Below are 19,289 nucleotides of genomic sequence, written 5' to 3'. Positions count from 1 at the left end.
TAACTTACTTAAAAAATTACTTATGGAAAATTTTAAAAATTCATGTTTTTCGTGCATTAAAAGAAAAAAGTTCCAAAATATCCGACCGCAGAAGTTTATTTTCGGGTCGGAAGTTATGGAAAATCTTTTTTGAGAATTCAACTCTTACCTGTAAACTAGATTCAGTTTTGGTACCTGACTTATATTTCCGCAGTCAGCACTGTAGAAGGCGATATAGTTATCACTTTCACTGTGGGCTTTTATAAGGAAACCTGTGTTTTCATACCTGCCACTGACATATTCTTTTACAAGATCAGTTACATCGAGCTCATAGTACCTGTTATCTGGCAAGCTATCGGCTCTCAGGGTTAATGTAGCATATGGAGTACTTCCCTGGAGAACACCATTTCTGTCATACCAATCTCCTCCTGCGTTATTCCAGGCAATGTCTTTATTCTTTTTATTCCAGCTCACATAATCAGGATTCCAGGAAACAGGCCTGTAAATCTCGATAACAGTATCATTTGATCGTGTGCTGGAAGGATAATACCAGAAAAGAGAAAGATTTGCACTTTCTACCTCTGTGGTACTGGTATATTCACTTAAATTAAACGAAATAACATCCCTGTATCTCCCAACATTGCTCAATTTTCCTACATCGATAAATGATGTGTCAGAAAAGACGCCCTCAGGTGAGATTTCACGCAGGCGGTTATCTTTTGCGCCAGTAATAGTTGCATTTGCAGTTACCCTTTTCTTAATATTAAGCTTTGGTACCTGGCTTGTGTTTCCGCAGTCAGCGCTGTAGAAGGCAATATAGTTATTATTTTCACTGCGGGCTTTTATAAGGAAACCTGTGTTTTCATAACTGCAATTGACATATTCTTTTACAAGATCGGTCACATCGAGCTCATAGTACCTGTTATCTGGCAAACTACTGGCTCTCAGGGTTAATGTAGCATATGGAGTACTTCCCTGGAGGACACCATTTCTGTCATACCAATCTCCTCCTGCGTTATTCCAGGCAATGTCTTTATTCTTTTTATTCCAGCTCACATAATCAGGATTCCAGGAAACAGGCCTGTAGACCTCGATAACAGTATCATTTGGTCGTGTGCTGGAAGGATAATACCAGAAAAGAGAAAGATTTGCACTACTGATTTCAGTAGCATTGGTGTATTCGCTTACGTTAAACCATATGAGGTCTCTGTATCTACCAACGCTGCTAATTCCTCCTACATCGAGAAATGATTTATCCGAAAAAACATCCTCAGGAGAAGCTTCACGCATGCGGTTGTCGTACATATCTCCAAAGAGATTCAAAACAACACTTATATTTGCAACTTCAGAAGCACTGAGCTTACCATCGCTCACTTCAAAAGATATCGCGTAGAGACCTTCCTGCTCATTTGCCGGCCTCCAGCTGAAAAGCCCTGAATTCCCATCAAAACTTGCACCTGCAGGAAGGCCAGAAGCTGAGTATGTAAGGCTGTCTCCATCCTCATCAGAAGCTTTTACTAGAATATTCAGGTTCTCTCCGGCTTTAACCGTGACCTCAGAAATAGGCTCTATTATGGGAGCATGATTTTCCTCAGAAACCCCTGAAAGAGATGCATAGATCGTGTTTCCATATCTTCCTATATTGATTCTGTTTCCATTATCTTCGGGCTCGTTAGAGTAATCCGAGAAATAACATCCGGCATCAATGCAGGGAGAACTAACTCTGTCTTTAACCCAGGTTTTTCCGTTCCAGCGGCCTGAGACCGACTGAAGATGGTAGTCATGGTTTTCTGGGTCTGCAAAAAGAGGGGTTACATAGATATCAGTTGTTGATGCGCAGTTTTTATAGTTACCTGCTGAGTTATTGTAGAGACAGTTATTTTCCAGCACAAAGGAATGCGTTTCAGGCAGATAATTCATAATTCCATACCCTGTTTCAGTCGGAGACTTTGTGCGCAATCTGGTATTTACAATTATGTTATTGCGGACAATTGTTGTGAATCCGTCGCCTCCTGGCACATAGGTTGGAGAATAACTGTTGATATACATATTGGCAATTGCAGTATGGTAGATTCCGTCAAAAACATTGTTTTCAATGACAGTGTCTTCAAATCCACCTGTTATGATACCGCCTACCCATGTAATGCTAGGATTGGTGCCCGTGTCATAGAAAGTATTGTGATGGATATAGACATTTTTCGCCTGGTCTCTGGTAGCAGAAGAGCTATCATAGTTGAAAAGCCAGATTCCAGGGCCATAGGTATTATTGATAGTATTATTGTAAATCTCTACATTATCCATAATGCCTGCAGACTTTTCTACCTGAATCCCTGGCCCGCCTGCACTCCAGTGGTAGAAAGAATCGATGAAATTATCATGGAATTTTACATCATTTGAGTTCCAGATTCTAAGACCACTGTTAGTCCTGCAGGTTATTGTATTATTCCAGGCCTCTACATTTTGACACTGAATCGCAAACAGACCGTCGTGCCCGAGCTTGTAGATAGTATTGTTATAAAACTTGATGTTCTCGCCATATTTTATCCTCAGCCCGTCTCCGTGACCGTCGTGCATATACATATCGCAAACGGTTACGTTATTGCAGTAAAGGAAGTAAATCACATTATAATATCCTTTACCCTTAGCGAACTCGGTGTTACCGTCATGGTTCACATTGACCTCGAAACCTCTTATTACAATATTATTATTTCCAGAATTGCTCATCTGCTGGATTAAGGGCTTCATTGTAACCCAGCCTGCGTGATCAACCAGCTTGATCACAGCAGTCGAATCCCCTTCAAAAATAGTATTGCTGCCGATGAGAAGAGTATCGTTAATAGAATAAGTAAAAGGACCTTTAAGGTGTACAGTAGTATATTCAGAGTTATCGGCCACAAACTTAAGAGCCTGATTTATCTGTACATGATCATCTTTTCCATCGCAGTTAAAATCTCCACTACCGTCCCCCGCAACATAAACAGTTGGTGCAGGACTTCGACATAAAGCAGTAGGAACGCTTGCAAGAATAAGGCAACTTACCAAGAAAAGGAGTCCAAATTCTCGTTTTAACATCGGGATTATCTGGGATTGATCACAACAGCGCATATTGTTAATTTTGGTAGGTAGATGTTCATGTGGTGACGTATCAATATCCCCATAAAATTTGTTACTATTTATCAAAAATTTGCTTAAACTTAATATTCTGATTCTCATAAAGTGAATAATGTTTTTTAGATAGTGCTCACTCTCAGACGTTCAAGGCTATAGAAAAGTTCCGGAGAATTTATTCATGGCAAAAAATATTGAATCCGATAAAATGCAATGAATAAGGGACTCAGAATAAATCTCCCTGATTTTCAGGCCAATTCTCGACTTCACCAAATCCTCCCATGAAACATAGTGAACGGTCTGAGTATTAGCCCTTAATTAAAGATCTATAGCCAACACTGTAAACTATATTGTAATGTTATAAAAATATTTGTGCAAACTTGATAAATATTTAAAGAGTTGCATAGTGTTAGAGAGAACAAATAAATTTGTAGAAAGAATAAATTTGCAGAAAGAATGAATTTGTAGAAAGAGAAAACACCATACAAAAAAAACATAAAAGTTGGAGAAGAATGTGGAAGTTAGGAGTAAAACTCTGACATATCATAAAAGTATTGTCAGATCATATTGCTCCAATTCCATTCTTGCAACTCCATTCTAACTGCGTTCTTAAGATATTCCGACCATTTTTCTGAGAACTTGCTTTATTTACACAATTTAGAATTGATTCAACAGAGCTGGTTTTACCACAGACTGCGAGTTTTTTGGTTTAGAACTTACTAAGCATCAGTCATTCCTCCAATCCGAGAGATAAATTGCTCAAACAAAGGCCTTCAGGAGATACTTCGTAAAGGTAGGTGTCGTACGCGTTAGAAAGGTTCAAAGCGGCTTCTTCAACCACACTTATTATCGCAACTTCAGAATCGTTGAAAATGCCATCGCTTACCTCAAAAGATACAGTGTATACCCCTTCCTGTCCGTTTGAAGGCGTCCAGCTAAAAACCCCTGTTTTGTCAAAACTTGCGCCTGCAGGAAGATCAGATGCTGAAAAGGTAAGATTGCCTCCATTCACATCAGACGTTTTCACTGTAAAGTTCAAAGTTTCTCCAATCTTAACTGTAGTTTCGGGAATTGATTCAATAACCGGACCCTGTGTATCGACAGAAAGATCTTCGGAGTATGTGAAATTATCTTCGTCCTCGTCAAAAATTTCCTCCGTAAAGTTAAGATCCTCATCAATCTCATTTTCATCAGTCTCATTTTCATCAGTCTCATTTTCATCAGTCTCATTTTCATCAGTCTCATTTTCATCAGTCTCATTTGTATATTCAGAGATTGAGTCTGTTAACAAAGACTGAACAGTCTTTACTTGTGTGGATGACAGTGAAGCATAGATTGTGTTTCCATATCTGCCTATGTTAATCCTATTTCCATTATTTTCAGGTTCTTTAGAATAGTCCGAAGAGGCGTATCCGGCATCAATACAGGGAGAACTAACTTTGTCCTTAACCCATTTTTTCCCATTCCAGTGACCTGCAACTGACTGGAGGTGATAATCATGTTTTTTCTGGTTTACAAATAATGGGTTTAAGTAGAGGTCAGATTTCGAAGTGCAGCCTTTATATTTGCCTGCTGAGTTCTTGTAAAGGCAATTATTCTCCAACACAAAAACATGGTTTTTAGTGATGTAATTGATCACTGCATACCCTGTCCCACTAGGAGACTTTGTACGTTTTTGAGTATTTACAATTATGTTGTTACGGACAATTGTTGTGTATTTTGACGAGTACTTTGGAGAATAAACTTCTGGATACATGTGAATAACAGCAGCATGATATACGCCGTCAAAAACATTATTTTCAATTAGAGTATCATGGAACCCACTGGCTACAATACCCCCAACCCAGGTAATGCTAGGATTGGTGCCTGTCCCGTAGAAGGCATTATGATAGATATGGACATTTTTCCCTTTGTCTTTGGTAGCAGAGGTGTCATAGTTGAAAATCCAGATGCCTGGGCCATAGGTGTTAGAGATAGTATTATCATAGATCTCTATATCATCCATAACACCTGCAGACTTTTCGATCTGAATGCCCGGGCCGCCTGCACTCCAGTGGTAGAAAGAATTAATTACATTGTCATGGAATTTTACATGGTTTGAGTTCCAGATTCGCAGACCACTGTTAGTCCTGCAGGTTATTGTATTCTTCCAGGCCTCTACGTTTTGACACTCAATTGCAAACAAACCGTCGTGCCCGAGCTTGTATATCTTGTTGTTATAAAATTGAATATTATTTCCGGATTTTATCCTCAGCCCATCGCCGAGTCCATCGTGCATATACATGTTGTATACTTTTACATTACTACACTTAGTAAAGTAAATTACATTATAGTACCCTTTACCCTTAGAAACTTTGGGATTACCGTCATGGTTTCCATTAACCTCGAACCCTCTTATTACAATGTTTTTATTTCCGGAACTGCTCATCTGCTGGATCATAGGTTTCATTGTAACCCAACCTGCGTTGTTAGCCAGTTTGATAACAGCATTTGAATCCCCTTCAAGAATAGTATTGCTACCAATGAGAAGAGTATCGTCAATAACATAAGTAAAAGGACCTTTGAGGTGGACAGTAGTATATTTAGAGTTACCTGCTACAAACTTAAGGGCCTGATTTATCTGTACATGATCATCTTTTCCATCGCAATTAAAATCCCCACTCCCATCTCCTGCAACATAAACAGTTGGTGCAGGACTTCGGCATAAAGCAGTAGGAATACTTGCAAGAATAAGGCAACTTACCAAGAAAAAGATCCCTAATTCTCTTTTTAGCATCTATATCACCTGAGACTACTATAAAAAGTATATTAAAATATTTACAGAGTAAGTGCTGGGCAAAAAGTACCCATCTGTCTACAAAATTAAAATTGCCTGTCAAATAATTAGACAAATTTCTTACTCAGTTCATTGAATAATGGATGAGATTTTTCAAATAGTATCCACTCTCCAACATTCAAGACTATAGAAATTCTTAGAGAAATTGTTCATAGCAAAAACTACTAAATCCTATCAAAGGAACAAAGGAATCCAGAAGAAATCACCCTTTATTTCAGGCTAATTCCTCAAATTCATCTAAGTCCCCCCAAGGATCATAGTGAATAAATTGAGTATTAGCCTTTAATAATTTTAATAGTCAACACTATAAACACTTTAATAATTTCTATAGCCAACACTATGAACTAAATCACTATGTTATAAAAATATTTTGGCAGTCTTTTTGAATTTTTAATCAGTTTGTAAAATGAAAAGAAGAGTCTATAAAGATTTTAGCCAGGCCCGAAGTCAGAAACAGCTTTAGTAACATTACGGGAGATCTCAAAACTCCAACAATTTCTATAATTGGGGGAAACATTTTTGACTTAATTCAGCCGGAAATCATCCCAAAATTTACGCAGGGTTGAACCCCTACCATCAATGAATCATCCCAATTATAGAATTGAATGTCGTTTTGAGACAGCCTTTGCAATATCATTAAGAATACAATCAAATGATATCGTTAAAGTTATACAGAATCTTTTTCAAATCCCTCCCGGATATAATTTTTAACGCGTGTCTAGTTTTTCCTAACGGCTATGGCACTTATATCAATGTTAATTTAAATGCAACCTCAAGTCTCTGGATTCGCAATATAAGAAACGATAAACATATCGATGCATCAGTGCTTTGATTTCGATGCATAGATTGTGTTCCCATACCTTCCGATATTGATCCTGTTTCCGTTATCTTCAGGTTCATTGGAATAGTCAGCAGATGGATATCCGGTATCAATACATGGAGAACTCACTTTGTATTTAACCCATGTTTTCCCGTTCCAACTTCCACCTCTTGATTGAAGGTGGTAATCATGGTTTTCCTGGTCTACAAATAATGGCCTTATGTGGATATCGGCTTTCGAGGTGCAGTCTTTATAGTTACCCGCTGAGTTATTGTAAAGGCAATTATATGCAATCTCAAAGGAATGTGTTTCAGGTAGGTAATTGGCAATTCCATATCCTGTTCCGCTCGGACTTTTTGTACGCTTCTGGGTATTTACAATTATATTGTTGCGGACAATTGTTGTGTATTCTGACGTATAATTTGAGAAAAAACCTTCGGGACTCATGCTGACAATGGCAACATTATATGCACTGTCAAAGACATTATTTTCTATAAGTGTATCATGGAATCCACTTCCCAAGATACCCCCAACCCAGGTAATGCTAGGATTGGTGCCCGTGTCATAGAAAATGTTGTGATGGATATAGACATTTTTCCCCTCGTCTTTGGTAGCAGAGGTATCATAGTTGAAAAGCCAGATACCAGGGCCGTAGGTATTATTGATCATATTATTGTAGATCTCAATATCATCCATAGCACCTGAAGACTTTTCTACCTGAATGCCCGGGCCGCCTGCGCTCCAATCGTAGAAAGAATCGATGAAATTATCATGGAGTTTTACATCATTTGAGTTCCAGATTCTAAGACCACTGTTAGTCCTGCAAGTTATTATATTATTCCAGGCCTCTACATTCTGACACTGAATCGCAAACATACCGTCGTGTCCGAGCTTGTATATCTTGTTGTTATAAAACTGGACGTTCTTGCCATATTTTATCCTCAGTCCGTCTCCGAGCCCGTCGTGCATGTACATATCGTATACGGTTACGTTATTGCAATAAAGGAAGTACATCACATTATAGAACCCTTTACCCTTAGGATATTTTTTTTGATCGTAATTACCGTCATGGTTTCCATCAACCTCGAAACCTCTTATTACAATGTTATTATTTCCGGAACTACTCATCTGCTGGATCAAAGGTTTCATTGTAACCCAGCCTGCGTGATCAACCAGTTTGATCACAGCAGTCGAATCACCTTCAAGAATAGTATTGCTGCCGATGAGAAGAGTATTGTTAATAACATACGTAAACGGACCTTTAAGGTGGACAGTGGTATATTCAGAGTTATCAGCCACAAACTTAAGAGCCTGATTTATCTGTACATGATCATCTTTTCCATCGCAGTTAAAATCTCCACTACCATCTCCTGCAACATAAACAGTTGGCGCAGGACTTTGGCATAAAGCAGTAGGAACGCTTGCAAGAATAAGGCAACTTACCAATAAAAGGAGTCCAAATTCTCGTTTTGACATCGGGATCATCTTAAGGTGATCAGAATAAAATTTATTAATATTTTTGATAATTAAATATTTGTGCAGTAACGTGTCCACACCTCCGCAAAAATTACAATTGTTTGCTAAAAATTTGAGGAAGTTTGCCCATATTTTCAGATATATTGGGCAAGATATTACAAACATTAGATCCTTTCAGAATTTAAAGGCTTTATATACGCAAATTAATTTTTGAAAGCGTAAAGGGTTAATATATAATAACACCTTTAAGGATAAGGCAACCCATCGATAAAAAGATTCCTAATTCTCGTTTTAACATCGAAATGATTTAGTATTAATCATTACAAAAATTCATAATTATTTCTGTTAGATAGATATTTGTGTAGTAACAGCGTATACAGTCGCAGAATTTAAGAACACTTACAAAAAATATTTACAAATTCGGCCGTTTTTTCATACTGTTTGTCAAATTTTTATAAAAGATAGTTATATGAGTTTAAAGATGTGAGAAAAAGTACTGAACTAATAACTCATAGAACTTTCGGTACACTGCCAGACAAGATGCTATAGTAAAGAATTCAAAATAAATCGCCTGTTTCTCAGGTTAAGTTTTCCAAATTACAGTTTTCCAAATTACACAAATTCATCTTGAGAAAAGAGTGAATTTATTGTTAGTTTCTAATTAACCCCTTGCAATAAACAGTGCAATTAAGATAAATATCCATTCGTCATTGGTTAAGATACGATCTATTAGAAAAATGTTACTATTATCATGTTTTTCTGTAAACCTGTAAAGTAAATCAAGATGTGTAAATAATTTTAGTAGCCATGTTATGGTTAAATGATTCCTTAACCGAAGACACATGGATAAATATCACATAGTTGCCGAACTCTGTTACAGCAGCGCTGTAATATTAGCAAATAATGAAGAATTGCAGGATTGAAGATTGGTAGTTTACTCAAGCCGTAAAATGCCGTAAGTTACAAAAAATACTATCTCAGCCTGCGTTTGTTTTATGAATACAGCCATGAATAAAGCTGTAGACTTTCTTTTTACAAGTTACAAAGAGTTAATTAAATAATATCTTTGCATATGTCAAGAATTTTCCTTGCAACTCCGTCCCAGCTGTGATTCTCAACGACATATCTTCGGCCTTTCTCTCCCATAAGAGCTCGGGTATTTTCATCGAGAAGTAATTTGACTACAGCAATCGCAAGTTGTTCAGGATCTTCAGGAGTTACGGAAATTCCGCCATCTGAAGCTTCAATTAAATCTTTGACTCCCGAAATACCGCTTGCCACAATAGGCTTTCCACAGGCAAGGTACTCATAAGTTTTCAATGCTGAAAGTCCTATTTTTGAGTTTCTTTCCTTGATGAAAGGAGCAACGCAAACATCAGCCGCGTTGATGTAGAGAGGAACCTGTTCGTAGGGAATTCTTCCGGTGAAAGTAAATTTATCCGAAAGCCCTAACCTAGAAGCTATTTCCATCAGTTTCTCCTTCATAACTCCGTCTCCTACAACAAGGAAATGAGCATCAGGACATTTCTCCAGAATCAAAGGAGAGGCATGAATTAGATATTCAACTCCCTGCCAGGCTGCAAGGTTCCCGACAAAGCATATGTACTTTTTTGAGTTTTCAAGCTGCAGCTTCTCTCTGGTCTGTTTGGAATCCAGAGGCTTGAATACATCAGTATTTGCCCCATTGTTAATAACATAGATTTTGCTCTCAGGAACTGAGTATAGTCTCACAAGTTCGTCCCTGAGTTTATCCGTGACTGAAACAATTCTGTCGCAGTGCCTGTAATTAAAGTTTTCAGACCTGAGTGCAAGATGAGAGAAAACTCTATACGCAAAAGACTGTGAATTTGGATCGACCTTTAACTCATCCAGAACTATCCCATTAACTTCTACTATGGAAGGAATTTTTAGAATATTACATAGAAGTATAGGAAAGAACGGAAAAGAATTCTGGCGAAGATAGAGCACGTCAGGCCTATTTCTTATGCAAGAATAAAGAAGGTAAAAAGAAAGCATGAATTCGTAAGAGGGCTGTACAAGATATTTATTGTCTATTACAGGCACGCATTTTATCCCTGGAAGAGTGCGGTCTACACTCTTCTGTCCGGGTGCAAACAGGACTATATCAGTATATTTTTTTAAATTTTTCAGAAGTTCTAGAATGTGGATATTCGAACCTGATTTAGCATTGAAAGAACCGTAATAAACCAGGAAAATATTATTTACTTTTTTAAACATAGTAGCCGGTTACCAGAATAGCAAAAGTAGTTAATTAGTTTATCCCATGGCTTTATTTATTATTTTTTTCAGTTCAAGGACGAGGGTTTAGCATAAAATCCATGGACAAGAATTTAATGCATTTTGCAGAGAAGTATTTATAGGATTACTTCTCTCCTCTGTCTGCTTTTGATGCATCCGAATCGAAAACGAGCAAAAGATTATGAAAGTACTGGAAGCATGTCAGGAATTTCCTAACAGGTATTACCCTCAACTTGGGACATTCATAAAACAGAGTATAGACTCAATTGCAAACCAGGGCGTAGATGTTACTGTCATCTCGCCAAAACCCTTTGTCCTTCCTTTTTCCGTATTTCCATATTATAACTTTTTTAAACTGCCTCGGATTGAGCATACCGAAAAATATGACCTTCATTATCCACGTTATATATATGCTGTCCCCAAAAAATATTTTTATCCCATAACAGGGTTTTCGTACTCTCACTTCATTTTCGAATACGCAATCAAAAATATAAATCCAGAACCAGACCTGATCCACGCACACTTCTCATATCCCGACGGGTATGGGATGATGAAACTTGCAAAGAAATGGAAAGTCCCTCTTGTAATAAGTGCACTCGGAACAATAGAAAGAAAAGTTGCTTATGAAGGTTCCTATACATCAAAGCAGATTATAGAGGCAATGAATTTTGCAGATAAGATTCTTTCTGTCAGCGAGGACCTCAAGCTCCACATAGTAAATCTGGGAATAAACGAAGAAAAGGTCCATGTGGTTCCAAACGGTGTTAACACCGTAAAGTTCAAACCTGCAGGAAAAGCACATGCAAGGAATCTGTTAAACCTGCCACAAGATAAGAATATCGTCCTATTTGTTGGAGCCCTTAGAAAAATAAAAGGTGTGGACTACCTTATTGAAGCTGCAAAGGATTTTGTGAACACAAACACCAATCTTTTTATGGTAGGCAGGGACGATGGCCTGAAAAAAAGTCTGGAAAAAAGAGCACAGGAGCTCAAAATTGCAGATCACATTAAATTCACTGGGCCTGTAAACCATGAGAACATCCCGCTCTGGATCTCAGCTTCGGATATCCTCGTATTGCCTTCACTTTCTGAAGGGAGACCAAATGTAGTACTTGAAGCCCTTGCCTGTGAGGTTCCAGTTGTAGCAACCGACGTCGGCGGGATACCTGAACTTATGGTCGATGGGGAAACAGGGTATTTGGTACCTGCAAAAAACCCTGAAGAATTATCCAGAAAAATTAATAAACTGCTTGAGAATAAAAACCAGAGAGAAAACATGGGGAAGCTCGGGCGTAAAAGCATAATTCAGAGAGAACTGACCTGGGAAGCCCATGCAAAAAAGACTGTGGATATATACTCAGAGCTTTTGGAGAAGACTTTGAAATAAGTCCCAATCCCTCCAGCCTACTTTTTTAATTCCTTAGTCTGCTGTAAATCACAGACCCTAAAATCCACAAAATAGAAAATAAAAATTCGTAAAAGCTTATACTCATATACAAATGCTGTACCATTTCACCCTATGTTGAGTCAATCATCAAGGATTCAATGATTCTTAATAACTGCAATTGATTTTATACGACATTTTGCGGTTGACTCGGCACTAGTGTCTAAGCAATTTAGTTATGGATCATTATAATTAAGAACGGGACTACAGATGAAGTATTGTCTATGTATTGAAGTATCATAACTAAGTTGCCATGACACTAGAAGTAAAATGGGCACCTGGAAAAAAAGCATCTTTAAATGCACATTCTGAACCCCTGCCAACTTGAGATAATAATCATTTGATATTGGCCAGTTCGTTAATAGATAACCATTATAATAATACTTCTGTGATTTGAAATTGTACAAAAAAATTAGAAATCGGAATGTGAGTTTAAAGAATAAATTTAAGGGGTTATTAAATCCCCTTATGCGGAATGTAAATGTCTGTCGATGGATTTGAATAGATTTTGTCAAGGCCTTTGAGGTTGTTTTCCAGCTCAAGCTCATTTTTGGGTAACCCCTGATAGAAATAGTTGGCAGTATCTTTCAGGGTGCTTTCCTCACTGCCAAAGTATAATCCACTCCTGAAAAACTCTCTGGTTCTGAGAACGATATAACCTTTGTATTCCGGGAGTTTATTTACATCACCGATTCTGTAATTATCGTAAGATGAGATATTCAATTCCGCAGATTTCGAAGGAATCAGCGGGACATAAAAGAACCTTGAAGCGTAATAATCGGTGTAAACCGACTTAGTTGGAGAATTGACAGGAACATACTTAAAAATATGATTAAAGCCGCTCAACTCTTCGGAAGTAAAGTATTCGTGTTTTGCTTCTTGACCAAGAAAACCCGAATCTGAAATACTGTAGACCGAAGAGACTAAAACAAAAATCGAAAACAATAAGATCACTAAGAAAGCAGAGTTCGATTTCTTAGAAGAATACTTAGTCATATAATTCCAGAATATATACAATCCGTACCCCATAATGAAAGCCATAAAGGGACTGACGAAAAGCATAAACCGGTCAACTCTGAAAAGGACTTTGAACTGCCAGATCGTATTGAGGGGATTGGGAATATAAAATATAAGAGTCAACAGAGCAAATAACCCTAATACAGAAGCATAATTTTTCTTGTAATTTTTCAGGAGAAAACCTATTCCTATCAATGCAAAAAATAAAAATACCGATTTATCCAGAAGCCCTGCTAAATCAGTAAAACTTTCCTGAAGAACTTCTGAACCTCCAGCAGTTAAAACTATAGAATCCAAAAACTGGCTCTGCAAACGGGGAGCCAGGCTCCTCTGTACAAACATGTATGCTACAAAGAACCAGTAAGTGGAAAAAATGACATTAAGCAGTATAAAGAAGGGTTTGCTGATATAGTTGTTATTCCCTATCACATATTCCGATGCAAGAAGAATGATCAGCAATATAACAAGCTGTGGAAGGGAGACATTGTGAACTAAAGTTAAAAAAACTGCAACAATTACTGAAAGGGTTTTTAAGGAAAGTTTATCCTCTTTGAAATTGACACTATAAATCAGGTATAATAATACAATAAACATTATGAATGCCATTGTGCGAGTGATTACATTTGTACCATAATAGAGTACGGTAGAACTTGCGGAGAAAAGTACACATGAAAGGAGTGAGATCTGCCTGTTGTTTGTTATGTAATTAAAAAGGTAATAAAGGAAAATTATGGTTATTGCATAGACAGGTGCAGTTACCACAAAAAGTGAGTTCTTTATGCTTATTTTCAAGATTTCAGAAGCTTCTGCAATAAACACATGATAAAGAGGAAAGTAAGCGTAATCACTTAAGGAAGTCGGAATTATTTTCCCGGTCAGTGCAGTAACTTCCGAAATAAAGATATGGGGCAGGATGTCTGTGGTACCGACATAGAAATCATAATTTAAAGTCACACTGAAAATTAAATTACCCGCGATTAAGATAGATTCCGCCAGAATAAGAGAAGGATTTATATTTTTAGAGAAAATTTGGAAGAATACCGACAGATAAAGTCCTAAAATAAAAAGGAAATAGCATAGAGGCCTGCTTCCCGGAGACAGCAAAAGTACAACTAGGGAACCAATATAAAATATCCCGAAAAGGTACGCAAGGGACTTTGTACTCAATGATGGAAAGATATCGATATCGTGCAAACTTACATCTTTTTTGTAAATGAAAAATATGAAAAGACAGGAAAGTATTGCAGGTATTCCTGTAAATATCCCCCGAAGTGCATAACCGAACTTTCCGGTTGCAAACATCCATAAGAACGCGAATATTACTGCGAAGATTATAGCTAACGGAAACAGAAAAGAAATTAACCTCATTAGACGGTCATTATCTAATCCGAGTCCTGTTTCTTTACTTAATCCGAACATACTATCTCCATGACCTTAAATAATCATATAATAAATTTAACAAACCTGGCATCCAAACTTCTGTGTTTGAAAATCAGCAAGAATTCATCAGGGCTTTATTGATTAAGAAGATTTTGCCCTGAAAAGCTTCACATATATTCAAGTGTTTCGGTTTCTATTTAAATAAATGACATCGTTCGTGATTGTTAAATATCTGAACAGGAACTGTCTTTTGAGATCAAAGGGGAATTTGTAAAGCTGTACAAAAACCCCAGCCCATAAGCAACGTGTTGCACAGGAATAATAAAAAGGGTAAAAAGACCGTATTTTGATTTCATTTTATAGGTAACCTGGATTGAGGTAATAAAGACAAGAATAAAGTACACAGCCATGAGTGCAAGAAGAAGCAAACTTGGGATGAAAAATTTAATAGAAGTAATAAGCAAAATGACTGCAAATAAGATGGCAATCGAAGGCAAAAAAGCATACCAACGGACAAATTCTCCATGCTTCTTGAAAAGTTCTGCCATCCACACACCATACTTAAACATCCTTACGGAAAAGGACTTGAAAGTTCCTCTTCTATGGTGCAGGACCTTTGCATTCGGGATATACAAAAACTTGTTACCCTTCTTACTGATTCTGTAGTTCAGGTCTCCGTCCTGACCCACCACAAACCGCTCATCAAAACCTCCAACTTCCTTAATTGCCGCTTTTTTGTACATTGCATTGCAGTTAGGAAGAGAGCTGACATAATGCTTTTTTGTGGAGTTTTTAGACTGAGCCGAACCTCCAGACCCCAAGAAAGACTCCTGGGCATATCCCACAACTCTGCCAAATACAGGATCAGTGTCAAAGATCAGGTTCGGCCCTCCAAAACACACAACATCATCTGGAGAAGCTTGCATTTCATGGACAAGGGTTTTCAACCACTGAGGATCGGCCTTACAGTCTCCGTCGGTAAACGCGACAAGTTCTCCCCTGGCATTCTCCACACCAAGGTTTCTTGCCGCAGCAACATTCTTTTTTTCGTTCAAAAGAAGTGTGACAGGATATTTTTGTACAATATCTCGCGTTTTGTCGGTGGACATACCATCAACGATAATAATCTCGTAAGAATCTCTCGGGTAATCTAGATTAAGAAGTGACTCAATACATTCTTCAATGAATTTTTCTTCATTACGAATACCTACTACGACTGAAACAAAAGGGTATTTCATACAAATTGGCCCCGTTTTAAAATTACTGTTTTCGAATATTCTCATTTAAAAATATCATTCTTGAGATGGCATGCAGTATTATTCCGGTAAACACCATGAATGCTCCTATAACCGTCAGCATGACCATAAGGAGTGTTGGCCCAAAGCGCAGGGATCCTCCCATAAGAAAATCCTGTAAAAATATTAATCCCATAAGAAAGCCCGTAGATGTCATAATCAAGCCAGGAACAGAGAAATAGTACAAAGGCCGTCTGTACTCCATATCTTTAAGGATGCGGAACAGGACTCTAGGACCATGTATGAAAGGATGCTCACTTGAGCAGTCCTCAAGATCATATCTGCAATGGATTTCCACTTCAGTAAACTTTAATTTATAATCCTTGGCCTGAATCAGAATTTCAGAGCCCGCAGACATATCTGTTCCATTCAAATTTATGTTTTCAATAGCTTTTTTTCCATAAGCTCGAAATCCGCTTTGTGAATCCGTTACATTCAGACCGCCTGCAATATAGGTTGCGATATCAAGGACTTTCATCCCGAATTTACGATAAATAGGGACATTTTTACCGTTGCCATTGACAAATCTTGAGCCGATTACCAGATCAAACCCATTTTTCAAGGGTTCAAGGAGCTTGGGAATTTCGGAGGGGTCATGTTGACCGTCAGAGTCAATTATGACCATAGCATTTGCATCGAGCTTACGGGCGGTTTCAAAACAGTTTCTTAGGGCTGCTCCATATCCCTTATTTGTTTCGTGACGAACTACATAGGCACCAAGAGATTCGGCGATATCGACAGTATTATCGGTGCTTCCGTCATCTACAACTACTACTCTGTCGACGTATTTTTTGCAACCCTTGATAACATCTGCAATGGCATGGGCTTCGTTATAAGCAGGTATGGCTGCAATCGTAATGGCCATATGCAATCATCTACCTCTTTGAAGATAAAGGTAAGAAGTCTCCTTGATAACATAGTTTATTAGGGAAAAATCAGTAAAAAGTCCAAATTCTGCAAATATATTTTTCAGAGTCATCGCTCCATAATTTTTAGAGGGTTTCAAAAGGTCTTTTACGGCTACATTTACAGAGAATCAATTGGGGGACTTGTTCTCCTCTTTTTACCCAAAAGAAGGAACATAAATACTCCGTAAGTGAGTCACAGCATTTAATGCAAGACCTGTATCTGTTTTAATATACGAGCTATATAAGCATTTAGACACGAAAAATAATTAGCCAGTAACCCCGATAACGAAAAATAATTAAACCCATGTGAAATGCCTGTTAACCATAATAGTAGCTTAAAAGGTATCAATTATTTACAAAAATAAGAGAATAATAAAAGAAAAAATTATACAGATATAAGAACTCAAAGACTTCCTTGTTAGATGTCAACGTTTGCAACCCTGCGGATTCAACCCCGAAAGTATATTTAAAAAAGTAGAAAGAGGGAGACTCAAAAGGCTAAAAGTTCTTTAAGGGATATAGAAAAAAAGGGAAAAGTATTTTAAATACAATTCAGGAAAAGGGAAAGATATTTTATACAACTAAGTTATTGAGTAGATCGGGTTAAAACATTCTTGAAAACGAATATAATTCAGGAAATATATTCTGCTAAATAAGAAAAAAACCGGGATTAAAGCTCGGACAACTTTCACCTTTCCGGCGTAACTCTTCGCAATTGAAGACTGAAAAGCAGCCGGTAAGAGGAAATCGGAAGGTTTCCGAAAAACCTCATAAGGGAACAGAGAAATTGGCAGATTAGCCCGAATAACGAAAAGGCTGGGAAGCCAAAAAACATAAAACCGTTTTATGAGGAGTTATATGGCCGGAAACCAGAAGTTCCCATCTGACCTGTTGTTAGTAGCAGGCCTTGTAATTCTTACAGATATTTTCGTACTAATTCCTGTACTTAGCGGAAGCCTTATTCGCACAGCTCTTGGTCTACCACTGATACTCTTCCTTCCAGGATACGCTCTCATAGCCATGCTTTTTCCAGAAAAAAGCGGACTTGAAGGAATGGAAAGGATAGCTCTTTCTGTCGCAATGAGTGTCTCAATTGTGTCTTTGATAGGGCTTGCACTCAATTATACCTCCTGGGGAATCAAAGAGATACCTCTCATAACAAGTATCTCCATATTTACCCTGATCATGTTGGCAACAGCATACGTTAGAAGAAACTATCTACCTGCAGACAGTAAATTTGATGTCCCTTTCAAGGATCTTGCTATCACCCTGCTATCAGGAATAATAGGAAAGCCGGAATCTAGAACAGAGAAAAACCTTAGAATAATTCTAGCTCTTTCTTTCCTTATCTTGATAGGAACTGGAGTTTATGTCGTTCTTGTGCCTCAGGACAAAGAACCATATACGGAGTTCTACGTTCTTGGGGCCAATGGAACGGCTAACGACTACAAAACAGATTATATACAGGGAGAAAGTGGGACCTACTTTATAGGAATAACAAATAATGAACACAGAACAATGGACTATACAATGGAAGTAAGGCTTAAAAATCAATCTCTGCCTCTTCCGGAAAATCTGCAGCATATCAGGCTTGCCAATAATAAGACCCTTGTAGAACCTTTTGAGATTACACCTTCTGTTGAAGGAGATAATATGAAGCTTGAGTTCCTGCTTTTCAATGAAACTGAAAAGAATATACCATACAAAGATCTGCGCCTCTGGATAAATGTTGGAGAGGAGGTGTGAAGATGGGAGCATTTGAGATTTATAATGTGGAGACTCCGGAAGGCATAAAAACGAAGATGTCTGAGAATCTAAAGGAAAAAACATCCGAGATCGAAAACAAATGGGTTTATCTCGGAATCCCGATTGTAGCTATTGCTCTTGCGGAACTGATGATATATTCGGGAAGGAAACTCCCAGGCATGGAAATACATGCATTAGTTCTGCTTGGGCTTTCCTTTTCCATAATATATATAAAAAACAAGGACATTCAGAAAACCTATCAGAGTTTTCTCCTTCTACCGATCCTGCGTCTGGTAGATTTTTCAATGCCTCTTTTCTATGAAGAAAAACTTTACAACCTTATTTTCATATACTGCCTTCTGGCAATTCCTGTAAGCATTGCAGCCATTAATCAGGAGTTTACTCCCGCACAGCTTGGGATAACTTTCAAAAAAATAGGGATATATATTCCATTATCAATATTCATGGGCCTTTTATTAGGAGCAGGAGAATATATCATAGTAGGAAAAAATCCTCTTATTCAGGATCTTTCAATCCTTAACATCATAAATCTCACCATAATTATGGTATTTCTCGTGAGCCCTATAGAAGAGATGATCTTCCGGTCAGTCCTGCAGACCCGGTTAGAAATAGTATTAGGCGGCCGGGAAGCGTTGATAGTTACAAGTATTTTATTCGGGTTAATGCACTCAGGATATGGGAGCATTTACGAAATATTTTACATAACCTTAGTGGGTGCTGTTATAGGCTACCTATATTACGGAACCCGAAGCCTACCGCTGGTTGCATTAATTCATGGGTTTATGAATGTGTTCTTTTTCGGGATTATCCCCCTTCTCCTTTAAACTCTCTACGTCTACTAATGTATTCCAAAAAAGAAAGGATTCGATCAAAGGAAATTAAGCCAAAGGCAAAATCTTCGATATAGCGGGAACTTCTTTACAGATTTACTCTCGATTATAATCAGGAAAAACTCACTTAGGTTTCTACAATAATGGAGACAGAATAGAGTAAATATTAG

10 protein-coding genes are annotated in these 19,289 nt (G+C 37.7%); 3 read left to right on the top strand and 7 right to left on the bottom strand.

What is annotated here, in order from left to right:
- Positions 1-144: 144 nt before the first annotated feature.
- From MSVAZ_RS00795 to MSVAZ_RS00780, 4 genes are all read right to left on the bottom strand, one after another.
- Positions 145-3,051, bottom strand: a complete 2,907-nt coding sequence (locus tag MSVAZ_RS00795) for a disaggregatase related repeat-containing protein (protein WP_048116807.1) — start codon at positions 3,049-3,051, stop codon at positions 145-147.
- Positions 3,052-3,817: 766 nt separating this feature from the next.
- Entirely contained in the window at positions 3,818-5,863 is a 2,046-nt protein-coding gene (locus MSVAZ_RS00790) for a right-handed parallel beta-helix repeat-containing protein (RefSeq protein WP_048116805.1), read from the bottom strand.
- Between the two features lie 880 nt (positions 5,864-6,743).
- A complete protein-coding gene (locus MSVAZ_RS00785; protein ID WP_198146772.1) occupies positions 6,744-8,219 on the bottom strand; it encodes a right-handed parallel beta-helix repeat-containing protein in 1,476 nt (491 codons plus the stop codon).
- Between the two features lie 1,053 nt (positions 8,220-9,272).
- A complete protein-coding gene (locus tag MSVAZ_RS00780) occupies positions 9,273-10,457 on the bottom strand; it encodes a glycosyltransferase family 4 protein (protein WP_048116801.1) in 1,185 nt (394 codons plus the stop codon).
- 202 nt (positions 10,458-10,659) lie between these two features.
- Between MSVAZ_RS00780 and MSVAZ_RS00775 the strand changes: the two genes are divergently transcribed.
- Positions 10,660-11,865 carry a glycosyltransferase gene (locus tag MSVAZ_RS00775; protein ID WP_048116798.1) on the top strand — a complete coding sequence of 402 codons (1,206 nt, stop codon included), beginning with the start codon at positions 10,660-10,662 and terminating at the stop codon, positions 11,863-11,865.
- Between the two features lie 513 nt (positions 11,866-12,378).
- Here the strand turns inward: MSVAZ_RS00775 and MSVAZ_RS00770 are convergent.
- The 3 genes from MSVAZ_RS00770 to MSVAZ_RS00760 all read right to left on the bottom strand — a co-directional run bounded on the left by MSVAZ_RS00770 (position 12,379) and on the right by MSVAZ_RS00760 (position 16,479).
- Positions 12,379-14,358: a hypothetical protein gene (locus tag MSVAZ_RS00770; RefSeq protein ID WP_048116796.1), complete on the bottom strand. Its 1,980-nt coding sequence runs from the start codon at positions 14,356-14,358 to the stop codon at positions 12,379-12,381.
- Between the two features lie 185 nt (positions 14,359-14,543).
- The gene (locus tag MSVAZ_RS00765) at positions 14,544-15,557 is read right to left on the bottom strand and encodes a glycosyltransferase (RefSeq protein ID WP_048116794.1); all 1,014 of its coding nucleotides are present in this window, start codon (positions 15,555-15,557) and stop codon (positions 14,544-14,546) included.
- Positions 15,558-15,579: 22 nt separating this feature from the next.
- On the bottom strand, positions 15,580-16,479 hold the full coding sequence (locus MSVAZ_RS00760; protein WP_048123474.1) for a glycosyltransferase family 2 protein: 900 nt from the start codon (positions 16,477-16,479) through the stop codon (positions 15,580-15,582).
- Positions 16,480-17,368: 889 nt separating this feature from the next.
- On the opposite strand from MSVAZ_RS00760, the gene MSVAZ_RS00755 reads away from it, so the two are divergent.
- Both MSVAZ_RS00755 and MSVAZ_RS00750 read left to right on the top strand, forming a co-directional pair.
- Positions 17,369-18,268 (top strand): DUF1616 domain-containing protein, encoded by a 900-nt coding sequence (locus tag MSVAZ_RS00755; RefSeq protein ID WP_232316164.1) that lies wholly within the window; start codon positions 17,369-17,371, stop codon positions 18,266-18,268.
- 2 nt (positions 18,269-18,270) lie between these two features.
- The gene (locus tag MSVAZ_RS00750; protein ID WP_052727838.1) at positions 18,271-19,113 is read left to right on the top strand and encodes a CPBP family intramembrane glutamic endopeptidase; all 843 of its coding nucleotides are present in this window, start codon (positions 18,271-18,273) and stop codon (positions 19,111-19,113) included.
- Positions 19,114-19,289 lie beyond the last annotated feature (176 nt).

Source organism: Methanosarcina vacuolata Z-761 (genome assembly GCF_000969905.1).
Taxonomy (GTDB): Archaea; Halobacteriota; Methanosarcinia; order Methanosarcinales; family Methanosarcinaceae; genus Methanosarcina; species Methanosarcina vacuolata.
This window is presented reverse-complemented; position numbering and strand designations above follow the sequence as displayed.